Below are 15,297 nucleotides of genomic sequence, written 5' to 3'. Positions count from 1 at the left end.
GTTCCACATCCGTCACCGGCCTCACCCGTCCCGGTACTTGGGCGCCGGCGGCTTGGCGCCCTTGGGCAGCACGTTCTCGAAGTGGTCCTTGTAGGCCTTCTCCCACGGGCCGTTCTCACCGCCCGCGCGGTAGTTCTCCAGCACCTTGTTGACCCGGCGGACCAGGTCACCGGCCTCCTTGTTCATCGCCACGCCGTAGAACTCGCGGGTGAAGGGGGCGCCGACGAGCTTCAGCGAAGGGTCCTGCGCCGCCTGGCCGGCGGCGAGGGCGTTGTCCGTGATGATCCCGTCGACCTGGCCGAGCTGGAGCCGCACCAGGCAGTCCAGCTGGTTCGGGACGGAGACCGGCACGGCGCCGTACGAACGCGTCTTCAGGGCCGCCTCGGCCGTGGAACCGGTGGCCGTGCACACGCGCCGGCCGTTCAGCGACGCGTCGTACCCGGTGATCGCCGAACCGGAGGGGGCGAGGACCTGCTGCCCGGCCTCGAAGTAGGCGGTGGAGAAGGCCACGTCCTCCAGGCGCTTGCAGTTGATGGTCATCGTCCGCACGACGATGTCGACGCGGCCCTCCTGGAGGGCCGGGATCCGCTGGTTGGTGGGGATCGCCCGGTAGATGACCTTGTCCTCACTGCCGAGGATGTCCTTGGCGATGGCCTTGACGAGGTCGATGTCGAAACCGGCGAGGGAGCCGTCCGCCTTGCGGTAGCCCCACTTGAAGCTGTTCTGGTCGACGCCCGCGACGAGTTTGCCGGCGCTGCGGATGCGCTGGATCGTCGGCCCGTCCAGGTCGGAGGGGCGCAGGCTCGCCTCGGGGTCCGGGCAGGTGTCGGCCGGGGCGGCCGGAGCCGCCGGCGCCGCCGCCATGGAGGCGGGCTCGCGGACCACACCGGGCCGGTCCGGGTCGGGGGAGGACAGGGCGAGCGGGAGCAGCACGGCGGCGGCCGTCACCGCGCAGGCGGCGGCCATGGCGCTGACCCCTCCCCAGCCGCGCAACCGGCCGCCGGAGCGGCGCACGCGGGCCGCGCGAGGCTCGCGGGACGCCCCGCCGGCCCCGCCCGCCTCCGTGAACCCGGCCCCGGGAGCCGTCGCCCCGGAAGCCGTCGCTCCGGGGTCCGTCGCCCCGGGGTCCGGCGCCGCTCCGGCCGCCGGCCCCTCGCCCCGATCCGTCCCCGCCCGTCGTATCCGCATCGACCTCACCTGTACTCCGAAAGCCTGCGGCCGATGCCGAGGACGGCCGCCGCCGCGCCGAGGACGGCCAGCGCTGCCGCGCCGACGAACAGCCCGCCCAGCGCGTCCCGCCCGCCCCGGGCGGCCTCGGTGAACTCCCGCTGCTCATGGGCGACGGCCTGCTCCAGCGAGGCGTCCACCCGGTCGAAGGAGGCCCCGCTGCTGTTCCTGTCCCCGATGACCTGGGGCAGCGCCTCCTCGTACCCGCCCTTCATGTCCGCCTCCCGGGCCGCCGTGTGCCGCTGCTTCCACTGGGCCACGCCGTCCACGGCCTTCGAGACGGGCTCGCGGCCGGCGCCGTCGTCGGCCAGCCGCAGGGCCAGGGCCAGACCCTGGTCGAGCTGCTTCATGTTCTTCTCGTAGTCCACGTCGTACTTGTCGGACTTCTTGTCCTCGGCCAGTACGGCGCCCCGCGCGATCAGCGTCAGGTTCTCGTTGGCCCGGGCCTGGAGCGAGGCGATCCGGGCGTCGTTGAGCACCTTCAGCGACTCCTGGCCGTCCGAGCGGGCCTCGCCGAGGCCCGCGCGGGCGAAGGACTGCCCCACCGTCAGCCACAGCAGCGCCACCACGGAGGCGGCCGTCGCGGCGAGCAGCCCGTGGTTGAAGACCCTGTTCGTGCGCCGGTAGTTGCGCCGCTGCGCCCACACCAGGGCGGCGAGGGCGAGCAGGCCCGCGCCCGTCGAGGCCGCCGGCCAGGACCGGGCGTCGTCGTAGTCCTCGTAGAGCCGGCCGGTCTCCGCCTCGTACAGCCGCTGGGCGGCGGGCAACAGGACGGTGCTCATCTGCTCGTTCGCGTAACGCAGGTAGGCGCCGCCCAACGGCAGTCCCTGCCGGTTCGTGGCGCGGGCCTGTTCGATGAGGCCGGTGTAGCGGGGCAGTTGCTCGCCCAGGAGCGCTATCTCCTTGCGGGACTGGTCGCCCGCTCCGGTGTTGGCCGCCGCGCTTATCAGCAGCCGGGAGGCGTTGGCGATGTCCTTCTCGTAGCGCAGGCGGACCTCGCGGGGCTCCTGGGCGCCCGCGAGGAAGCCGCTGGAGGAGGCCGTGTCGGCGTCCGCCAGGGAACGGTAGATGCTCGCCGCGTCGGCGCTCAGCGGCTGGCTGCGGCCCACCACGTCGTCCGCCGCCGTGGTCCGGCCGGAGACCTCCCACACCGCGACGACCCCGAACAACAGGACCAGCGCGGCCAGTACCGCCCCGATGATCCGCAGCCGGCCCGGCTCGGTCGTCGCGGCGGCGCGCAGCCGCTCCACCCCCTCCGCCCAGGCCGTACCCCGGCCGGGCGGTTGCGGGCCCGGCGCGGGCCCCGCCGGCACCCCGGAGGAACCGCTCCCGGGCGCGGACGCGCGTGTCGTGATGGCCACCGTGACCTCCCCCTCGGTCCCCTGCTGTTCGGGAGCAGTATGGCCGTACCGGCGGTCGGCCACAGCACCCGGTGCCGGATCCCGGGCGAACCGCCACCCGAACCGTCACCGCCGCCGCCCCCGTACCTCCCCCGAGACCACCCCCGTCACCCCTACACCGTCAATACGCGGGGCCACCCGTCATGGTTCCGCACCCGCCCCCCGTCGGCCCGGGTTCACCCGAAATGGGCACGGAGTTTCGCCTCGGCCGCGTGCGCCGCCCCCGTCACGCCCCCCGCCCTGCCCCCCGGGGCGTCCGCCGCGTCCAGGGCGTCCAGCCCCAGCAACCCCGCCCCCAGCACGGGCGGGGCCGTCACCACCGACACCCGGGCGCGGGGGGCGCGGTGGGCCAGCAGCTCCTCGATCCGCCCGTTCAGCGCCGGGTGGCGGGCGGCGAGCACGCTGCCGCCCAACAGGACCGGCACCGCCTCCTCCAGCAGCCCCAGGCGGCCGAGCGCCACCGACGCCAGCGCCACCACCTCCTCGGCCTGCCGCTCCACGAGCGCCGAGGCCACCGCGTCACCCCCGGCCGCCACCGCGAACAGCACCGGCACCAGCTCGTGGATCCGGCGCCGGGGGACCGGCCCCAGGTGCAGCGCCTCGATCAGCTCCGCCATCGAGGCCAGCCCGAAGTGGGCGGGCAGCGCCGAAGCCAGCTCCGTCGGCCCGCCCCGCCCGTCCTCGGCCCGCGCCGCCCACCACAGGGACTCCTCCGCCAGGCCGCCCCCGCCGCCCCAGTCGCCGGAGATCACCCCGAGGGCCGGGAAGCGGGCGGTGCGCCCGTCGGGCAGCAGGCCGACGCAGTTGATGCCCGCCCCGCACACCACCGCGACCCCGCGCGGCGGGCCGGGCTCGGTCAGCCCGGCCCGCAGGATCGCGAAGGTGTCGTTGCGCACGTCGGTCGTCGCGCCCCAGCCCCGCTCCTGGAGCGCCCGCGCGAGGCGGCGTTCCTCCACGGGCAGGTCGGCGTTGGCCAGGCAGGCCGAGACCCGGGCCGCGTACGGGGCGCCGGGCACGCAGGCCGGGAGTCCGGCCGCCGCGACGGCCTCGGCGACCGCCTGCCCGAGCACGTCCACGGCCGCCTCGACGCCGACCCGGGGCGGCTGGAAGCCCCCGGCGCGTCCGGTGCCGAGCACGGCGCCGTCGTAGCCGATCAGGGCCACGTCCGTCTTGCTGTTGCCGGCGTCGACGGCGAGTACGGCCGCCCCCGCTACGCCCATGGCAGGTGCTCCTTGTTGTGCGCGAGCAGGCGGTCCGTGAGCCCCTCGGCCAGGTCGAACTGTCCGACCAGCGGGTGGGCGAGCAGGGCCCGGAAGACCCGGTCGCGGCCACCGCGCAGGGCCGCGTCCAGGGCCAGGTCCTCGTACGCGCCGACGTGCGCGACCAGGCCTGCGTACAGCGGGTCGAGCCGGGGCGCGGGCAGCGGTACGGGTCCGGAGCCGTCGACCCGGGCCTGGACCTCGACGACGGCGTCGTCGGGCAGGAAGGGCAGCGTGCCGTCGTTGCGGGCGTTGACCACCTGGACGGACGGCCCGCCGCCGCCCAGCAGGGCCGCGGCCAGGTCCACGGCCGCCTCCGAGTAGAAGGCGCCGCCGCGCCGGGCGAGCAGCTCCGGCTTCTCGTCGAGCGCGGGGTCGGCGTACAGGGCGAGGAGTTCGCGTTCCATGGCGGCGACCTCGGCGGCCCGGGAGGGCTTCTCGCCCAGTTCGCGGACCACCTCGTCGTGGGCGAGGAAGTAGCGCAGGTAGTACGAGGGCACCACGCCGAGCCGGTCCAGTACGGCGCGCGGCATCCGCAGGTCGGCGGCGACGGCGTCCCCGTGCTCCGCCAGCAGCCGCGGCAGTACGTCGGGCCCCTGCGGGCCGCCCAGGCGCACGCCGAGCTCCCAGGTCAGGTGGTTCAGGCCGACGTGGTCGAGGTGCACCTCGGCCGGGGTGACGTCCAGCAGCGCGGCGAACTTCCGCTGGAAGCCGATGGCGACGTTGCACAGGCCGACCGCCTTGTGCCCGGCCTGGAGCAGGGCCCGGGTGACGATCCCGACGGGGTTGGTGAAGTCGATGATCCAGGCGTCGGGGGCGGCCCGCCGGACCCGTTCGGCGATGTCCAGCACCACGGGCACCGTGCGCAGGGCCTTCGCCAGTCCCCCCGCGCCGGTGGTCTCCTGGCCGACGCAGCCGCACTCCAGCGGCCAGGTCTCGTCCTGGAGGCGGGCCGCCTGGCCGCCGACGCGCAGCTGGATCAGCACGGCGTCGGCCCCGGCGACCCCGGCGTCGAGGTCGGCGGTGGTGGTGATCCGTCCGGGGTGGCCCTGACGGGAGAAGATGCGCCGGGCCAGGCCGCCGATCAGTCCCAGGCGGTCGGCGGCCGGGTCGATCAGGACCAGTTCGCTCACCGGCAGGGTGTCGCGCAGCCGCGCGAACCCGTCGACCAGTTCGGGGGTGTAGGTGGAACCGCCGCCCACCACTGCGAGTTTCATCGGGCCTAGCCTTTCACTCCGGTCAGGGTGACGCCCTCGACGAACGCCTTCTGGGCGAGGAAGAAGAGGAGGATCACCGGGGCCATGACGAGCACGGTCGCCGCCATGGTGAGGTTCCAGTTGGTGTGGTGCGCGCCCTTGAAGGACTCCAGCCCGTAACTGAGCGTCCAGGCGGCCGGGTTGTCGGAGGCGTAGATCTGCGGGCCGAAGTAGTCGTTCCACAGGGCGAAGAACTGGAACAGGGCGATGGCCGCGATCCCCGGCTTCGCCATCGGCAGCACCACCCGCAGCAGGGTGCGGATCTCGCCGCAGCCGTCGATGCGGGCGGCGTCGAGGTACTCCTCGGGGATGGTCAGCAGGAACTGGCGCAGCAGGAAGATGGAGTAGGCGTCGCCGAAGAGCAGCGGGACGATCAGCGGCCACAGGGTGCCGGACAGGTCCAGCTGCTTCGCCCAGAAGAGGTACATGGGGATGACGACCACCTGCGGCGGCAGCATCATCATGGCGATCACCAGGAGCATCGACAGCCGCCGGCCGCGGAAGCGGAACCGGGCGAGGGCGTACGCGACGGGTACCGAGGAGAGCACGGTCAGCGCCGTGCCCAGGCCCGCGTACATCAGGGTGTTGCGCCACCAGGTGAGGAAGCCGGGAGTGTTCCACACCTTCGCGTAGTTGCCCCATTCCCAGGTGTCGGGCGTCAGGTCGCGGGTCAGCGCCTGTTGGTCGCTCATCAGGGAGGTGAGGAGGACGAAGACGAAGGGGAGGACGAAGAACAGGGCGGCGGCGACCCCGAGGGCGTGCACGCCGATCCAGTGGAGCACGGCCCTGCGGCGCACGGCCGGGGGCCTGGGCGGCGTCACGGGCTCGACCCCGTGCGCGGTCCGAGGCCCGGACACGACGACGGTCATCTCAGTCCCCCGCTTCGATCAGTCCGCCACGGCGGCGCATCAGGAGCGCGGTGCAGGCCATGGAGAGGGCGAACAGGACCAGCGCGACGACGCAGGCGGCGCCGTAGTCGAAGCGTTGGAACCCGGCGTTGTAGATGATCTGGGGCAGCGTCAGCGTGGACTTGTCCGGGTAGCCGGGCTCGAACTGCTGCCCCGAGCCGCCGATGACGCCCGCCGACACCTTCCCCGCCACCAGCGGCTGCGTGTAGTACTGCATGACCTGGATGACCCCGGTGACCACGGCGAACAGGATGATCGGGGAGATGTTCGGCAGGGTGATGTGCCGGAACCGGCTCCACGCCCCGGCCCCGTCCAGCTCGGCGGCCTCGTACTGCTCCCTGGGCACGTCGAGCAGGGCGGCCATGAAGATCACCATCAGGTCGCCCACCCCCCACAGGGCGAGCACGGTGAGCGCGGGCTTGGCCCAGTCCGCGTCCGTGAACCAGCCCGGCGCGGGCAGTCCGACCGCCTCCAGCGCGACGTTGACCGGGCCGGTGCCGGGGTTCAGCAGGAAGACGAAGGCCAGGGTCCCGGCCACGGGCGGCGCCAGGTAGGGCAGGGAGAACAGGGTCCGGAAGATCCCGGTGCCCGTCTTGATCCGCGTGATGAGCAGGCCGATGCCGAGGCCGAACAGGACCCGACAGCCGACCATCGCCAGGACCAGCCACAGGGTGTTCCACAGGGCCGGCCAGAACAGCGGATAGTCCGTGAAGACGTACGTCCAGTTGTCCAGGCCGTTGAAGACGGGCGGGCGGAAGCCGTCGTATTTGGTGAAGGAGAAGTACACCGTGGACAGGAGCGGGTAGGCGAAGAAGAACGAGAACCCGATCAGCCAGGGCGACATGAAGGCCGCGGCCCGCAGGGCGGACCTGCGGCGCTTCGCCCTCAGGGGGTGCGTGCCGGCCATCGGGGTCACTTCGCCTTCGCGATGTCCGTGTCGATCTGCCGGTCGACCCCGGCGAGGCCGGCCGGGATGTCGGCCACGTCCCCCTTCTCGACCGCGTACGCGAAGTCCGTGAAGGTCAGTTGGTAGGTGCCGCCGTCGGCCTGGGCCGGGGTGGTCGTCGACTTCGGGTGCCGGGCGATGTCGAGGAACGTCTTGAACTCCGGGCTCACCCGCAGGTTCGGGGAGTCCAGCGCGGCCAGCGTGGAGGGCACGTTGTGGATGGAGTTGGCGAAGGCGACGACCGCCTCGGTGTCGGTGGTCATGTACTTGACCAGCTCCCAGGCGGCGTTCTGCTTCCTGCTCGCGGAGGAGATGCCCATGATCGTGCCGGAGAGGTAGCCCTTGCCGTAGTCGGCGATCCGGTCGTCGGGCACGGGCAGCGGGGCGGTGCCGATCTCGAACGTGACCCCGGCCTCCTTGGCCATGTTCGCCCGCCACTCGCCGTCGATCTGCATGGCCACGAGCCCCTTGTGGAAGGGGTGCTCCGCGCTCCACTCGTCGCCGAAGGTGCTGCGGAAGCGCTCCAGCCGCTCGTACCCGCCGAGCTTGGCGACCAGGTCCTTCTGCGCCGTCAGCATGTTCGCGAAGGCCGGGTCCTTGGACAGGTTGGCCTTGCCGTCGGGGGTGAAGTACGTCGGGCCCCACTGCGCGGCGAGGCGCATGGGCGTGGTCTCGTAGCCGTGGAAGGTCGGCATGACGCCCACCCGCTCGTACGAGTCCCCCTTCGCCTTGGTCAGCTGCTGCGCCACCTCGACGAACCGGCTCCAGGTCTTCGGCGGTTCCGTGATGCCGGCGGCCTCGAAGGCGTCCTTGTCGTAGACCAGGCCGTACGCGTCGTTCAGCAGCGGCAGCGTGCACTGGTTGCCGTTGAACTGCGTGTACTCCAGCAGCGTCTTGGGGAAGACCTTCTCCTTCTCGATCCCGGACTTCCGCAGGAAGGGGTTCAGGTCGGCGAAGGCGCCGGAGTTGCAGAACTTGCCGACGCTGTCGGTGGTGAAGGAGGAGACCACGTCGGGGGCCTTGTCCCCGCCCGCCCGCAGCGCCTGGTTGATCTTGTCGTCGGTCATGTTGCCGGTGACCTTGACCTTGATGTTCGGGTGCGCCTTCTCGAAGCGCGCGATGTTCTCCTCGATGGCCTTGGTCTCGCCGGGAGCGGACCATCCGTGCCAGAAGGTGAGGGTGACGTCCGCCTGGGGGTCGTCCGCGGCGGCGGCGCCGCCCTGGCCGGTACAGGCGGTGGCGAGGACGGATATCGCGGCCAGGAGGGCCGCCGCGAGGGTCGGTCGTCCGGTTCTGGGCATGGCGGTGCTCGCTCTCTGCTGGAGGAACTTCCGGTGGGGGTGCCGATGCGCGGATGGGGCGTGGGCGTACGGGTGGGGCGTGGGGGGAGGGGCAAACAGGGGGGGGGGAGGAACGGGGAGGAACGGGGCGGGGCGGGCTCAGCGGGAGGTGTCGAAGACTTCCTCGCGGGTGGTGGCCAGGGCGCTCTCCAGGGCGCCGCGCAGCACGGGCCGGTCGACGACCTCGCCGGTGACCAGTCGGGGTCGGGAGGGGGCCAGTTCGGCGAGTTCGGTCTCCAGCAGGGCGCGCAGCGGTTCGCCGCCCGCGGTGATCACGGCCCCGGACAGCACCACGATCTCCGGGTCCAGTACGGAGACCAGCGAGGCCAGACCGGTCGCGAGGAGGGTGGCGTACGAGTGGAGGAAGCGCAGGTGCGCCCCCTCGGGCCGGTCGGCGGCACGCCGCAGCAGGGCGACGCCGGCCGCCACCTCCGCCCCGGCGGAGGTCGCCGCCGCCTCGCCGGGGTCCGCCGGCGGGGCCTCGACGCCGAGCCCGGCGGCCAGCGCCGGCAGCACCTGTACGCCGGCCAGCTCCTGGTAGCCGCCGCTGTTGGCCCGGGTGACCTGGCGGACCAGGGGGTGTCCGGGCACGGGCAGGAAGCCGACCTCGCCGGCTCCGCCGGTCCAGCCCCGGTGCAGCCGGCCGCCGAGGACCAGGGCGGCGCCGAGGCCCTCCTCGTTCCACAGCAGGACGAAGTCCTCGTGGCCCCGTGCGGCGCCGAGGCGCTGTTCGGCGACGGCGGCCAGGTTGACGTCGTTCTCGTACTCGACCGGCAGGGGCAGGGCCGTCGCCAGCTCGTCGAGCAGGGTGGGGGAGTGCCAGCCGGGCAGGTGGCTGGCGTAGCGCAGCCGTCCGGTGCGGGGGTCGAAGGCGCCCGGGGTGGCGATGACCAGCCGGCGCAGGTCCGTCAGGCCCAGTCCGGCGGCGGCGAGCGCCCCGTCGAGGGCCCCGGTGACCTGGGCGACGGCTTCGGTGCCCTCGGTGTAGGGGAGGGCGAAGCCGCCGACGATCGTCCCGGTGAGGTCGGCGACGGCGGCGAGGACCCGTTCGGGGGTGACGTCCAGGGCGCCGACGTACGCGGCGCGGGGGTTGAGCTCGTACAACTGGGCGTTGGGGCCGGGGCGGCCCTCGTCGGTGCCGGTGGCCAGGACCAGCCCGGCGGCCTCCAGCCGGGCCAGGAGCTGCGAGGCGGTGGGCTTGGACAGGCCGGTGAGGTGCCCGATCCGGGTGCGGGACAGCGGGCCGTGCGTGAGCAGCAGTTCCAGGGCGGCGCGGTCGTTCATGGCGCGCAGCAGGCTGGGCGTTCCGGGTGTCGCTGCGGGCATGGAGCGGTCTCTCCCTCACCGAGAAGAACTGTTAGGTAAGTTTCCTATCGTGTTCCGGAGCCTGTCAATGGCACTGCCCCGCCGGATGACAGACGGGGCAGTGCGCGGGCGGGGCGTGGTGGCGCGGGCCTACTTGGTGATCCGGGGCGTCTGCGGCGCCGGGATCGGGGCCGTGGCCAGGGACTGCGGCGAGGTCGGGTTGGCGAGCGCCGACGGCGCGGCCACGGCGGCCGTCGGGTCGGGCGTCGCCTCCTCGTCCTCGTCGCCGGCCGGCAGGCCGCCGATGATCCGGATGCCCGCCGCGTCGAAGGCCTCCTTGATCCGCCAGCGCAGCTCGCGCTCCACCGCGAACTGCTGGCCGGGCATGGTCTTGGCCGACACCTTCACGGTCATGGAGGCCAGCAGCACCTCGTCCAGACCCAGCACCTCCACCGGGCCCCACAGGCGCTCGTCCCACGGGGACTCCTTGGCCAGGGTGTCGGCGACGCCCTTGACCACCTCGCGGATGTGCGCCAGGTTCTCCGACGGCCGCACCTGCACGTCCACGCCGGCGGTCGCCCAGCCCTGGCTGAGGTTGCCGATGCGCTTGATCTCGCCGTTGCGCACGTACCAGATCTCACCGTTGTCGCCGCGCAGCTTCGTCACGCGCAGACCGACCTCGATCACCTCGCCGGAGGCCACACCCGCGTCGATCTTGTCGCCGACGCCGTACTGGTCCTCCATGATCATGAACACGCCGGAGAGGAAGTCCGTGACCAGGTTCCGCGCGCCGAAACCGATCGCCACGCCGGCCACACCGGCACTGGCCAGCAGCGGCGCCAGGTCGATCTTCAGGGCCGCCAGCACCATCAGCGCGGCCGTGCCCAGGATCAGGAACGAGGCCACCGAACGCAGCACCGAGCCGATCGCCTCCGAACGCTGCCGGCGGCGCTCCGCGTTGACCAGCAGACCACCCAGGGCGGTGCCCTCCACGGCCTCGGCGCCCGTGTTCATCCGGCTTATCAGCTTCGTCAGCGCCTTGCGGACCACCGACCGCAGCGCCGCCGCGATCACGATGATCAGCAGGATGCGCAGGCCGATGCTCAGCCAGGTGGCCCAGTTCTCCTCGATGAAGCTCGCGGCGTTCGTCACGCTCTCGGCGGCGTCGTCGGTCGTCGTCGCTGCCAAGGGGAGCAGGGTGGCGGGCGAGGGCACGGCGGGAACCTCCAGGCATAGCGGTCTGTCCGCCGGAAGGGGTGTGCGGACAGGCCAACCACACTAACGGGGCACGGGCCCCGACCCCGTTGTCGTGTTCGAGGGAGAGACCAGGCTCACCCGGGGACAGTGGAGGTGTGGTTGAAAACACCCCGGACCCGTTACGGGCGAGTGGTGGCGTTTCGACCGACCGTAAGGGGAGACTGGAAGGCAGATCGTCCCGGCGCGAGCCACGCGCCGCCGGCGTACAAGGAGGCAGTCCGTGCCGCACGTCCTGGTCCTCAACGCGTCGTACGAGCCCCTGGGCGTCGTACCGCTCCGCCGCGCGCTCGTCCTCGTCCTGGAGAACAAAGCGATCTCCCTGGAGGAATCCGGCGCCTTCCTGCACAGCGCGACCAGAGCGGTCCCCGCGCCCAGCGTGGTCCGGCTCAAGCGTTTCGTGCGGGTCCCCTACCGGGGGCCCGTTCCCCTCACCCGCCGCGCCCTCTTCGCCCGCGACGGCGGCCGCTGCATGTACTGCGGGGCCGTCGCCACCAGCGTCGACCACGTCATCCCGCGCAGTCGGGGCGGCCAGCACGTCTGGGACAACGTCGTCGCCGCGTGCCGCCGCTGCAACCACGTGAAGGCCGACCGGCACCTGCTGGAGCTGGGTTGGCGGCTGCGCCACCAGCCGGCCCCGCCGTCCGGCCTGGCCTGGCGGATCATCGGAACGGGGCACCGCGACCCCCGCTGGATGCCCTACCTCCAGCCGTACGGGGCCGACGACGCGCTCTCGCGCATCGGGGCCGCCGCGTCGTAGCGGTCGGGCCGGGCGAGGACCGGATCCAGGACCGGATGGAGAACGGGACCGAGAACGGGACCGAGGAGCGGATCGAGGAGCGGGGACCGGCAGGGCGCCGGGCCACCCGGGGCGGGCACCGGATCAGCCGACGACGGCGAAGGCCGAGGCGGACCACAGGCTGCACCCGAACCGGGTCGCCCGGCGCTCGCACGTCACCCGCAGGAAACGGGTGTCCGGCGCGTCCAGACGGACGGCGTCCACACCGCCGCGCGAGCTCACCGAGGCCCCCGGACGCCAGGTCACGCCGTCCGGGGAGGTCTCCACCCGGTACGCCGACGGGTAGGCGTCCTGCCAGTGCAGCGTCACCAGACCCACCCGGGCGGGCGCCGCCAGCTCCGCCTGCCACCACGCACCGTCCTTCGCCGGGGACGACCAGCGGGTGGAGTCCAGCGCGTCGACCGCCGCCGAGGCGGGGAAGCGCGCGGACTCCTCGCCCGAGGCCGAGGCCCGCGCGCCGCGCAGCAGGTCGGGGCCGCCCGTGCGCGGCACCGCCCGGACGGTGATCTCCCGCGTCTGCCCGTCGAAGACCAGCAGGATCCGGTACGTCCCGGCCGGCGTCCCCGCCGGGACGGTCACCTCCACCGGCACCGTCACCCCCGCCCCCCGGGGCACCACGACCTCCTGCGGGACCTTTACCTCCACCCCCGCCGGCGGGGCCGCCGACAGCGGGCCGCGCACCTCGCCCGGCGACAGCGCCGACAGCTCGACCGGCACCCGGCGGGCACCGCCGCCGATCTCGGCGTCGAGCGGGCCCCCGGCGGCCGGCTCGAACTCCACCCGGGGCCCGTCCGCGAACCACGGCACGACCCGGTGCACCACCGGGGCCGTTCCCGCCCACGCCAGGCGGACGGCGTCCGCGCGCACCCCGCCGGCGTCGGCCTGGGTCCAACCGGAACCGGCCGCGTCGGCGATCTTGCGCCAGCCCTCGCCCGGCACGTGGACCTCCACCACCGCGCCCCGCACCTCGGGAGCGGTCGGATCGGTCATCACCGTCACCGCCGACAGGGCGCGCGGGGAGTCGAGCCGGACCGTCCACGCGCCGGGCTCCTCCCGTACGGCGCCGGCCGGGCGGGCCGCGCCCGTCCAGGCGTCCGCCTCCTGGGTCGCCCGCTTCAGGAACGGGTCCAGCACCGAGACGTCCACCCGGGCGCCGCCCTTCTCGCCCGCCGCGCGCCGCGCCGCCGCCAGGTCCCGGGAGGCCTGCCAGGCCGCCGCGCCGTCACCGCGCGCCTGGGCCCGCAGCAGGTCCACGGCCAGCTCGCCCGCCGTCCCGTAGCGCGCGAGCCGCTCCAGCCAGGGGCCCGCCTCCGCCGCCAGCGACGGCAGTCGGGACGGGGCCTCCCGCAGCACCGTGAAGGCCTCCCGCAGCCGGTCGGCGGCCCGGTCGGCCGCCGCCCGGTCGCCGCCGGAGCGCGCCCGCCAGAACTCCTCGACCAGCGGCCGCAGGTACGCCGACTCCTCCAGCCTGAGCCCCGAGGAGGCCGTGTTCCCGGCCAGGGCCGCCAGCGCCGCCCGGGTGCGCGGATCCGGGCCCGCGAGGTCGCGCACCGCGGCCGCCCAGGACTCGCCGGCGCGGTAGCCGCGCGGGTTCCAGGCGTAGTCCGCGGCCGTGAACAGCGCCACCCGCGACAGGGTGCCCTGGGGCATCGCGTTGGCCAGCACGGCCGCCGAGCCGCTCGCCACCGCGGGCTCGCGGCCGGCGGTCGGCCCGAGGAAGATCCGGCCCGGGTCCCAGTCGTTGACCGGGTAGTTGTCCATGGTGACCACGGGGTGCCCGAGCGCCGAACGGGCGCCCGCCAGCTCCGCGCCGGTGATGGTGCGCGGCACCACCCCCACGCCCGTCCAGGCCACCTCCACCCGCGGGTCCAGGGCCCCGGCCAGCGCCGTCCGGTAGGCGGTGGCGCCCTCCTGGAAGTACTCGGTCGGCAGCAGCGACAGCGGGGCCGCGCCCGGGTGGCGGGCGGCCAGGTGGGCCGCCAGTTCCCCGGCGACCTCGGCGTGCGCCTTCGCGGCGGCCGCCGGGCCGGTCCCGTAGCGGACGCGGTCGGCGCGGCAGCCCCACTCGGTGTAGCTGACGTCCTGGAACTGCACCTGGAAGGCCCGGAAGCCGAGCTCCCACATGGCGTCCACCTTGCGGGCCAGGGCCGCCCGTTCGTCCGCCGAGGCCAGGCACATGCCCTGCCCCGGCGACACGGCCCAGCCCAGCACCACGTGGTTCGCGCCGGCCCGCCGGGCCAGCGCCCGGAACTCCTCCTGCCGCTCCCTCGGGTACTCCGTGCGCCACGACGTCGTCCGGTACGGGTCGTCGCCGGGGGCCAGCAGCAGCCGGTTCTGCTTGGTGCGGCCCATGAAGTCGACCTGCGCGAGCCGCTGCGACGCCGTCCAGGGCTGCCCGTAGAAGCCCTCGGTGATCCCGCGCACCGGGGCGATCGGCCAGTCCCGCACCAGCATGCCGGGCACCTTCCCGGAGCCCGTACCCGTGCCCGTGCCGGAGCCGGCCGGCGCCCCCGCCGCGAGCAGTTGACGCAGCGTCTGCGCGGAGTGGAAGAGCCCGTCCGCGCCGACGCCGGCCAGCGCGACCGTGTCCCGCCCGCCGGTACGGCCCACCGCCAGCCGGTAGCCGCCGTCGGGCAGGTCCCCGGCGGCCGAGGCGCCCAGGGCGCGCAGCGCGACCTCCGCGTCCGACCCCTGGAGCCGTACGACGAGGCCCCGTTCGGGCAGCGCCTGCCCGGGGGCCCGCTCGTGCAGGGTCCGTACGCCCGCCGCGCGCAGCGCGCCCCGGACCACCTCGACGGCGTACGGGTCCGCCCCGGCCGGCGCCACCACCACGGCCTCGGAGCCCACCGGGACCTCCCGCCCCGGATCGGCGTGGGCCGACTGCGGCCGGGGCCACACGGCGGGGCCCTCGGAGGCGGTTCGCGGGGGGTCGGAGCCCGGGTCGAGGGGCGGGCCGGGGGCGGTCGCGCCGGCGGGGACGGCCCCGCCGGTCGAGGCGGCGCCGGGTGCGGCGGCGGGCCCGCCGGCGCCGGGGCCCGTCGGCGTGCCGGAGGCCGCGAGGAACCCGAGGGGGGCCGAGGCCACCGATCCGCCCCACAACGTACCGAGCACGGCGACCGCCGCGGCGGCGCTCCGCTTCCTGCCCCTGAGCTGCACGGAGCCTCCCCGTTCGGCTTCGCGGCGGCGCGGGCCGCCTCGCACGCGTGATCCCGAGCCCACCACCCGTGCGGCGGGGGTGTCAATGAGGGTGGGGTGATCTGACCGGGAACCTTCAGGAATGCGGTGCCTCCGACTGGGTATGGCTGCGGTGTTCCTCGGCGGTGTTGCATGGGTGGATCCGGTCTTCGCGCACGAAGGAGTGCTCCCATGAATGCCCGTACCGCCCCCGCTTCCACCACCGCCTCCACCACCGTCACCCGTGCCCACGCACCGCTCGCCCACCTGCCCGTCCAGTCCGGGCCGGCGCAGGGCCCCCTCACCAGTGAGCCCCCGCTGACCGGTTCCGCGTTCGCGCCGCTGACCAGCGAACCCCCGCTCGCGGACGAGGCCCCGCTGACGAGCGAGCCCACCCTCCCCGCCGCGACCGCCGCGGGCTTCTAGACA

12 protein-coding genes are annotated in these 15,297 nt (G+C 74.2%); 2 read left to right on the top strand and 10 right to left on the bottom strand.

The window, feature by feature from the left end:
- Positions 1-21: 21 nt before the first annotated feature.
- The 9 genes from AB0D01_RS08650 to AB0D01_RS08610 all read right to left on the bottom strand — a co-directional run bounded on the left by AB0D01_RS08650 (position 22) and on the right by AB0D01_RS08610 (position 10,829).
- Complete coding sequence (locus tag AB0D01_RS08650; protein ID WP_363054530.1) at positions 22-966, bottom strand: glutamate ABC transporter substrate-binding protein; 945 nt, start codon at positions 964-966, stop codon at positions 22-24.
- A 227-nt stretch (positions 967-1,193) separates the two neighbouring features.
- Positions 1,194-2,588: a hypothetical protein gene (locus tag AB0D01_RS08645; protein ID WP_363054350.1), complete on the bottom strand. Its 1,395-nt coding sequence runs from the start codon at positions 2,586-2,588 to the stop codon at positions 1,194-1,196.
- Positions 2,589-2,803: 215 nt separating this feature from the next.
- Complete coding sequence (locus tag AB0D01_RS08640; RefSeq protein WP_363054349.1) at positions 2,804-3,847, bottom strand: BadF/BadG/BcrA/BcrD ATPase family protein; 1,044 nt, start codon at positions 3,845-3,847, stop codon at positions 2,804-2,806.
- The gene (locus AB0D01_RS08635) at positions 3,838-5,103 is read right to left on the bottom strand and encodes a 6-phospho-beta-glucosidase (RefSeq protein ID WP_363054348.1); all 1,266 of its coding nucleotides are present in this window, start codon (positions 5,101-5,103) and stop codon (positions 3,838-3,840) included. Before AB0D01_RS08635 ends, AB0D01_RS08640 begins: the two co-directional genes overlap by 10 nt.
- 5 nt (positions 5,104-5,108) lie before the next feature.
- Complete coding sequence (locus AB0D01_RS08630) at positions 5,109-6,011, bottom strand: carbohydrate ABC transporter permease (RefSeq protein ID WP_363054347.1); 903 nt, start codon at positions 6,009-6,011, stop codon at positions 5,109-5,111.
- A 1-nt stretch (position 6,012) separates the two neighbouring features.
- A complete protein-coding gene (locus AB0D01_RS08625) occupies positions 6,013-6,957 on the bottom strand; it encodes a sugar ABC transporter permease (RefSeq protein WP_363054346.1) in 945 nt (314 codons plus the stop codon).
- A 5-nt stretch (positions 6,958-6,962) separates the two neighbouring features.
- On the bottom strand, positions 6,963-8,297 hold the full coding sequence (locus tag AB0D01_RS08620) for an ABC transporter substrate-binding protein (RefSeq protein ID WP_363054345.1): 1,335 nt from the start codon (positions 8,295-8,297) through the stop codon (positions 6,963-6,965).
- 138 nt (positions 8,298-8,435) lie between these two features.
- Positions 8,436-9,662: an ROK family transcriptional regulator gene (locus AB0D01_RS08615; RefSeq protein ID WP_363054344.1), complete on the bottom strand. Its 1,227-nt coding sequence runs from the start codon at positions 9,660-9,662 to the stop codon at positions 8,436-8,438.
- A 129-nt stretch (positions 9,663-9,791) separates the two neighbouring features.
- Positions 9,792-10,829, bottom strand: coding sequence for a mechanosensitive ion channel family protein (locus AB0D01_RS08610; protein WP_363054343.1), 1,038 nt, complete (start codon positions 10,827-10,829; stop codon positions 9,792-9,794).
- 289 nt (positions 10,830-11,118) lie between these two features.
- Between AB0D01_RS08610 and AB0D01_RS08605 the strand changes: the two genes are divergently transcribed.
- Positions 11,119-11,655: an HNH endonuclease gene (locus AB0D01_RS08605; RefSeq protein ID WP_363054342.1), complete on the top strand. Its 537-nt coding sequence runs from the start codon at positions 11,119-11,121 to the stop codon at positions 11,653-11,655.
- A gap of 123 nt (positions 11,656-11,778) precedes the next feature.
- On the opposite strand, the gene AB0D01_RS08600 is transcribed toward AB0D01_RS08605, so the two are convergent.
- Positions 11,779-14,850, bottom strand: a complete 3,072-nt coding sequence (locus tag AB0D01_RS08600; RefSeq protein ID WP_363054341.1) for a beta-N-acetylglucosaminidase domain-containing protein — start codon at positions 14,848-14,850, stop codon at positions 11,779-11,781.
- 210 nt (positions 14,851-15,060) lie between these two features.
- Here AB0D01_RS08600 and AB0D01_RS08595 point away from each other — a divergent pair, with 210 nt between their 5' ends.
- Positions 15,061-15,294 (top strand): hypothetical protein, encoded by a 234-nt coding sequence (locus AB0D01_RS08595; RefSeq protein ID WP_363054340.1) that lies wholly within the window; start codon positions 15,061-15,063, stop codon positions 15,292-15,294.
- Positions 15,295-15,297: the final 3 nt, after the last annotated feature.

The organism is Streptomyces sp. NPDC048606 (assembly GCF_040650855.1).
Taxonomy (GTDB): Bacteria; Actinomycetota; Actinomycetes; order Streptomycetales; family Streptomycetaceae; genus Streptomyces.
The sequence above is the reverse complement of the archived record's forward strand: the minus strand, read 5'-3'. Positions and strand labels throughout refer to the sequence as shown.

Excerpts from the sequence above, each read along its gene's own strand:
- AB0D01_RS08650 (WP_363054530.1), bottom strand. The coding sequence starts at position 966 with ATGGCCGCCGCCTGCGCGGTGACGGCCGCCGCCGTGCTGCTCCCGCTC.
- AB0D01_RS08640 (WP_363054349.1), bottom strand. The coding sequence starts at position 3,847 with ATGGGCGTAGCGGGGGCGGCCGTACTCGCCGTCGACGCCGGCAACAGC.
- AB0D01_RS08635 (WP_363054348.1), bottom strand. The coding sequence starts at position 5,103 with ATGAAACTCGCAGTGGTGGGCGGCGGTTCCACCTACACCCCCGAACTG.
- AB0D01_RS08630 (WP_363054347.1), bottom strand. The coding sequence starts at position 6,011 with ATGACCGTCGTCGTGTCCGGGCCTCGGACCGCGCACGGGGTCGAGCCC.
- AB0D01_RS08625 (WP_363054346.1), bottom strand. The coding sequence starts at position 6,957 with ATGGCCGGCACGCACCCCCTGAGGGCGAAGCGCCGCAGGTCCGCCCTG.
- AB0D01_RS08620 (WP_363054345.1), bottom strand. The coding sequence starts at position 8,297 with ATGCCCAGAACCGGACGACCGACCCTCGCGGCGGCCCTCCTGGCCGCG.
- AB0D01_RS08615 (WP_363054344.1), bottom strand. The coding sequence starts at position 9,662 with ATGCCCGCAGCGACACCCGGAACGCCCAGCCTGCTGCGCGCCATGAAC.
- AB0D01_RS08595 (WP_363054340.1), top strand. The coding sequence starts at position 15,061 with ATGAATGCCCGTACCGCCCCCGCTTCCACCACCGCCTCCACCACCGTC.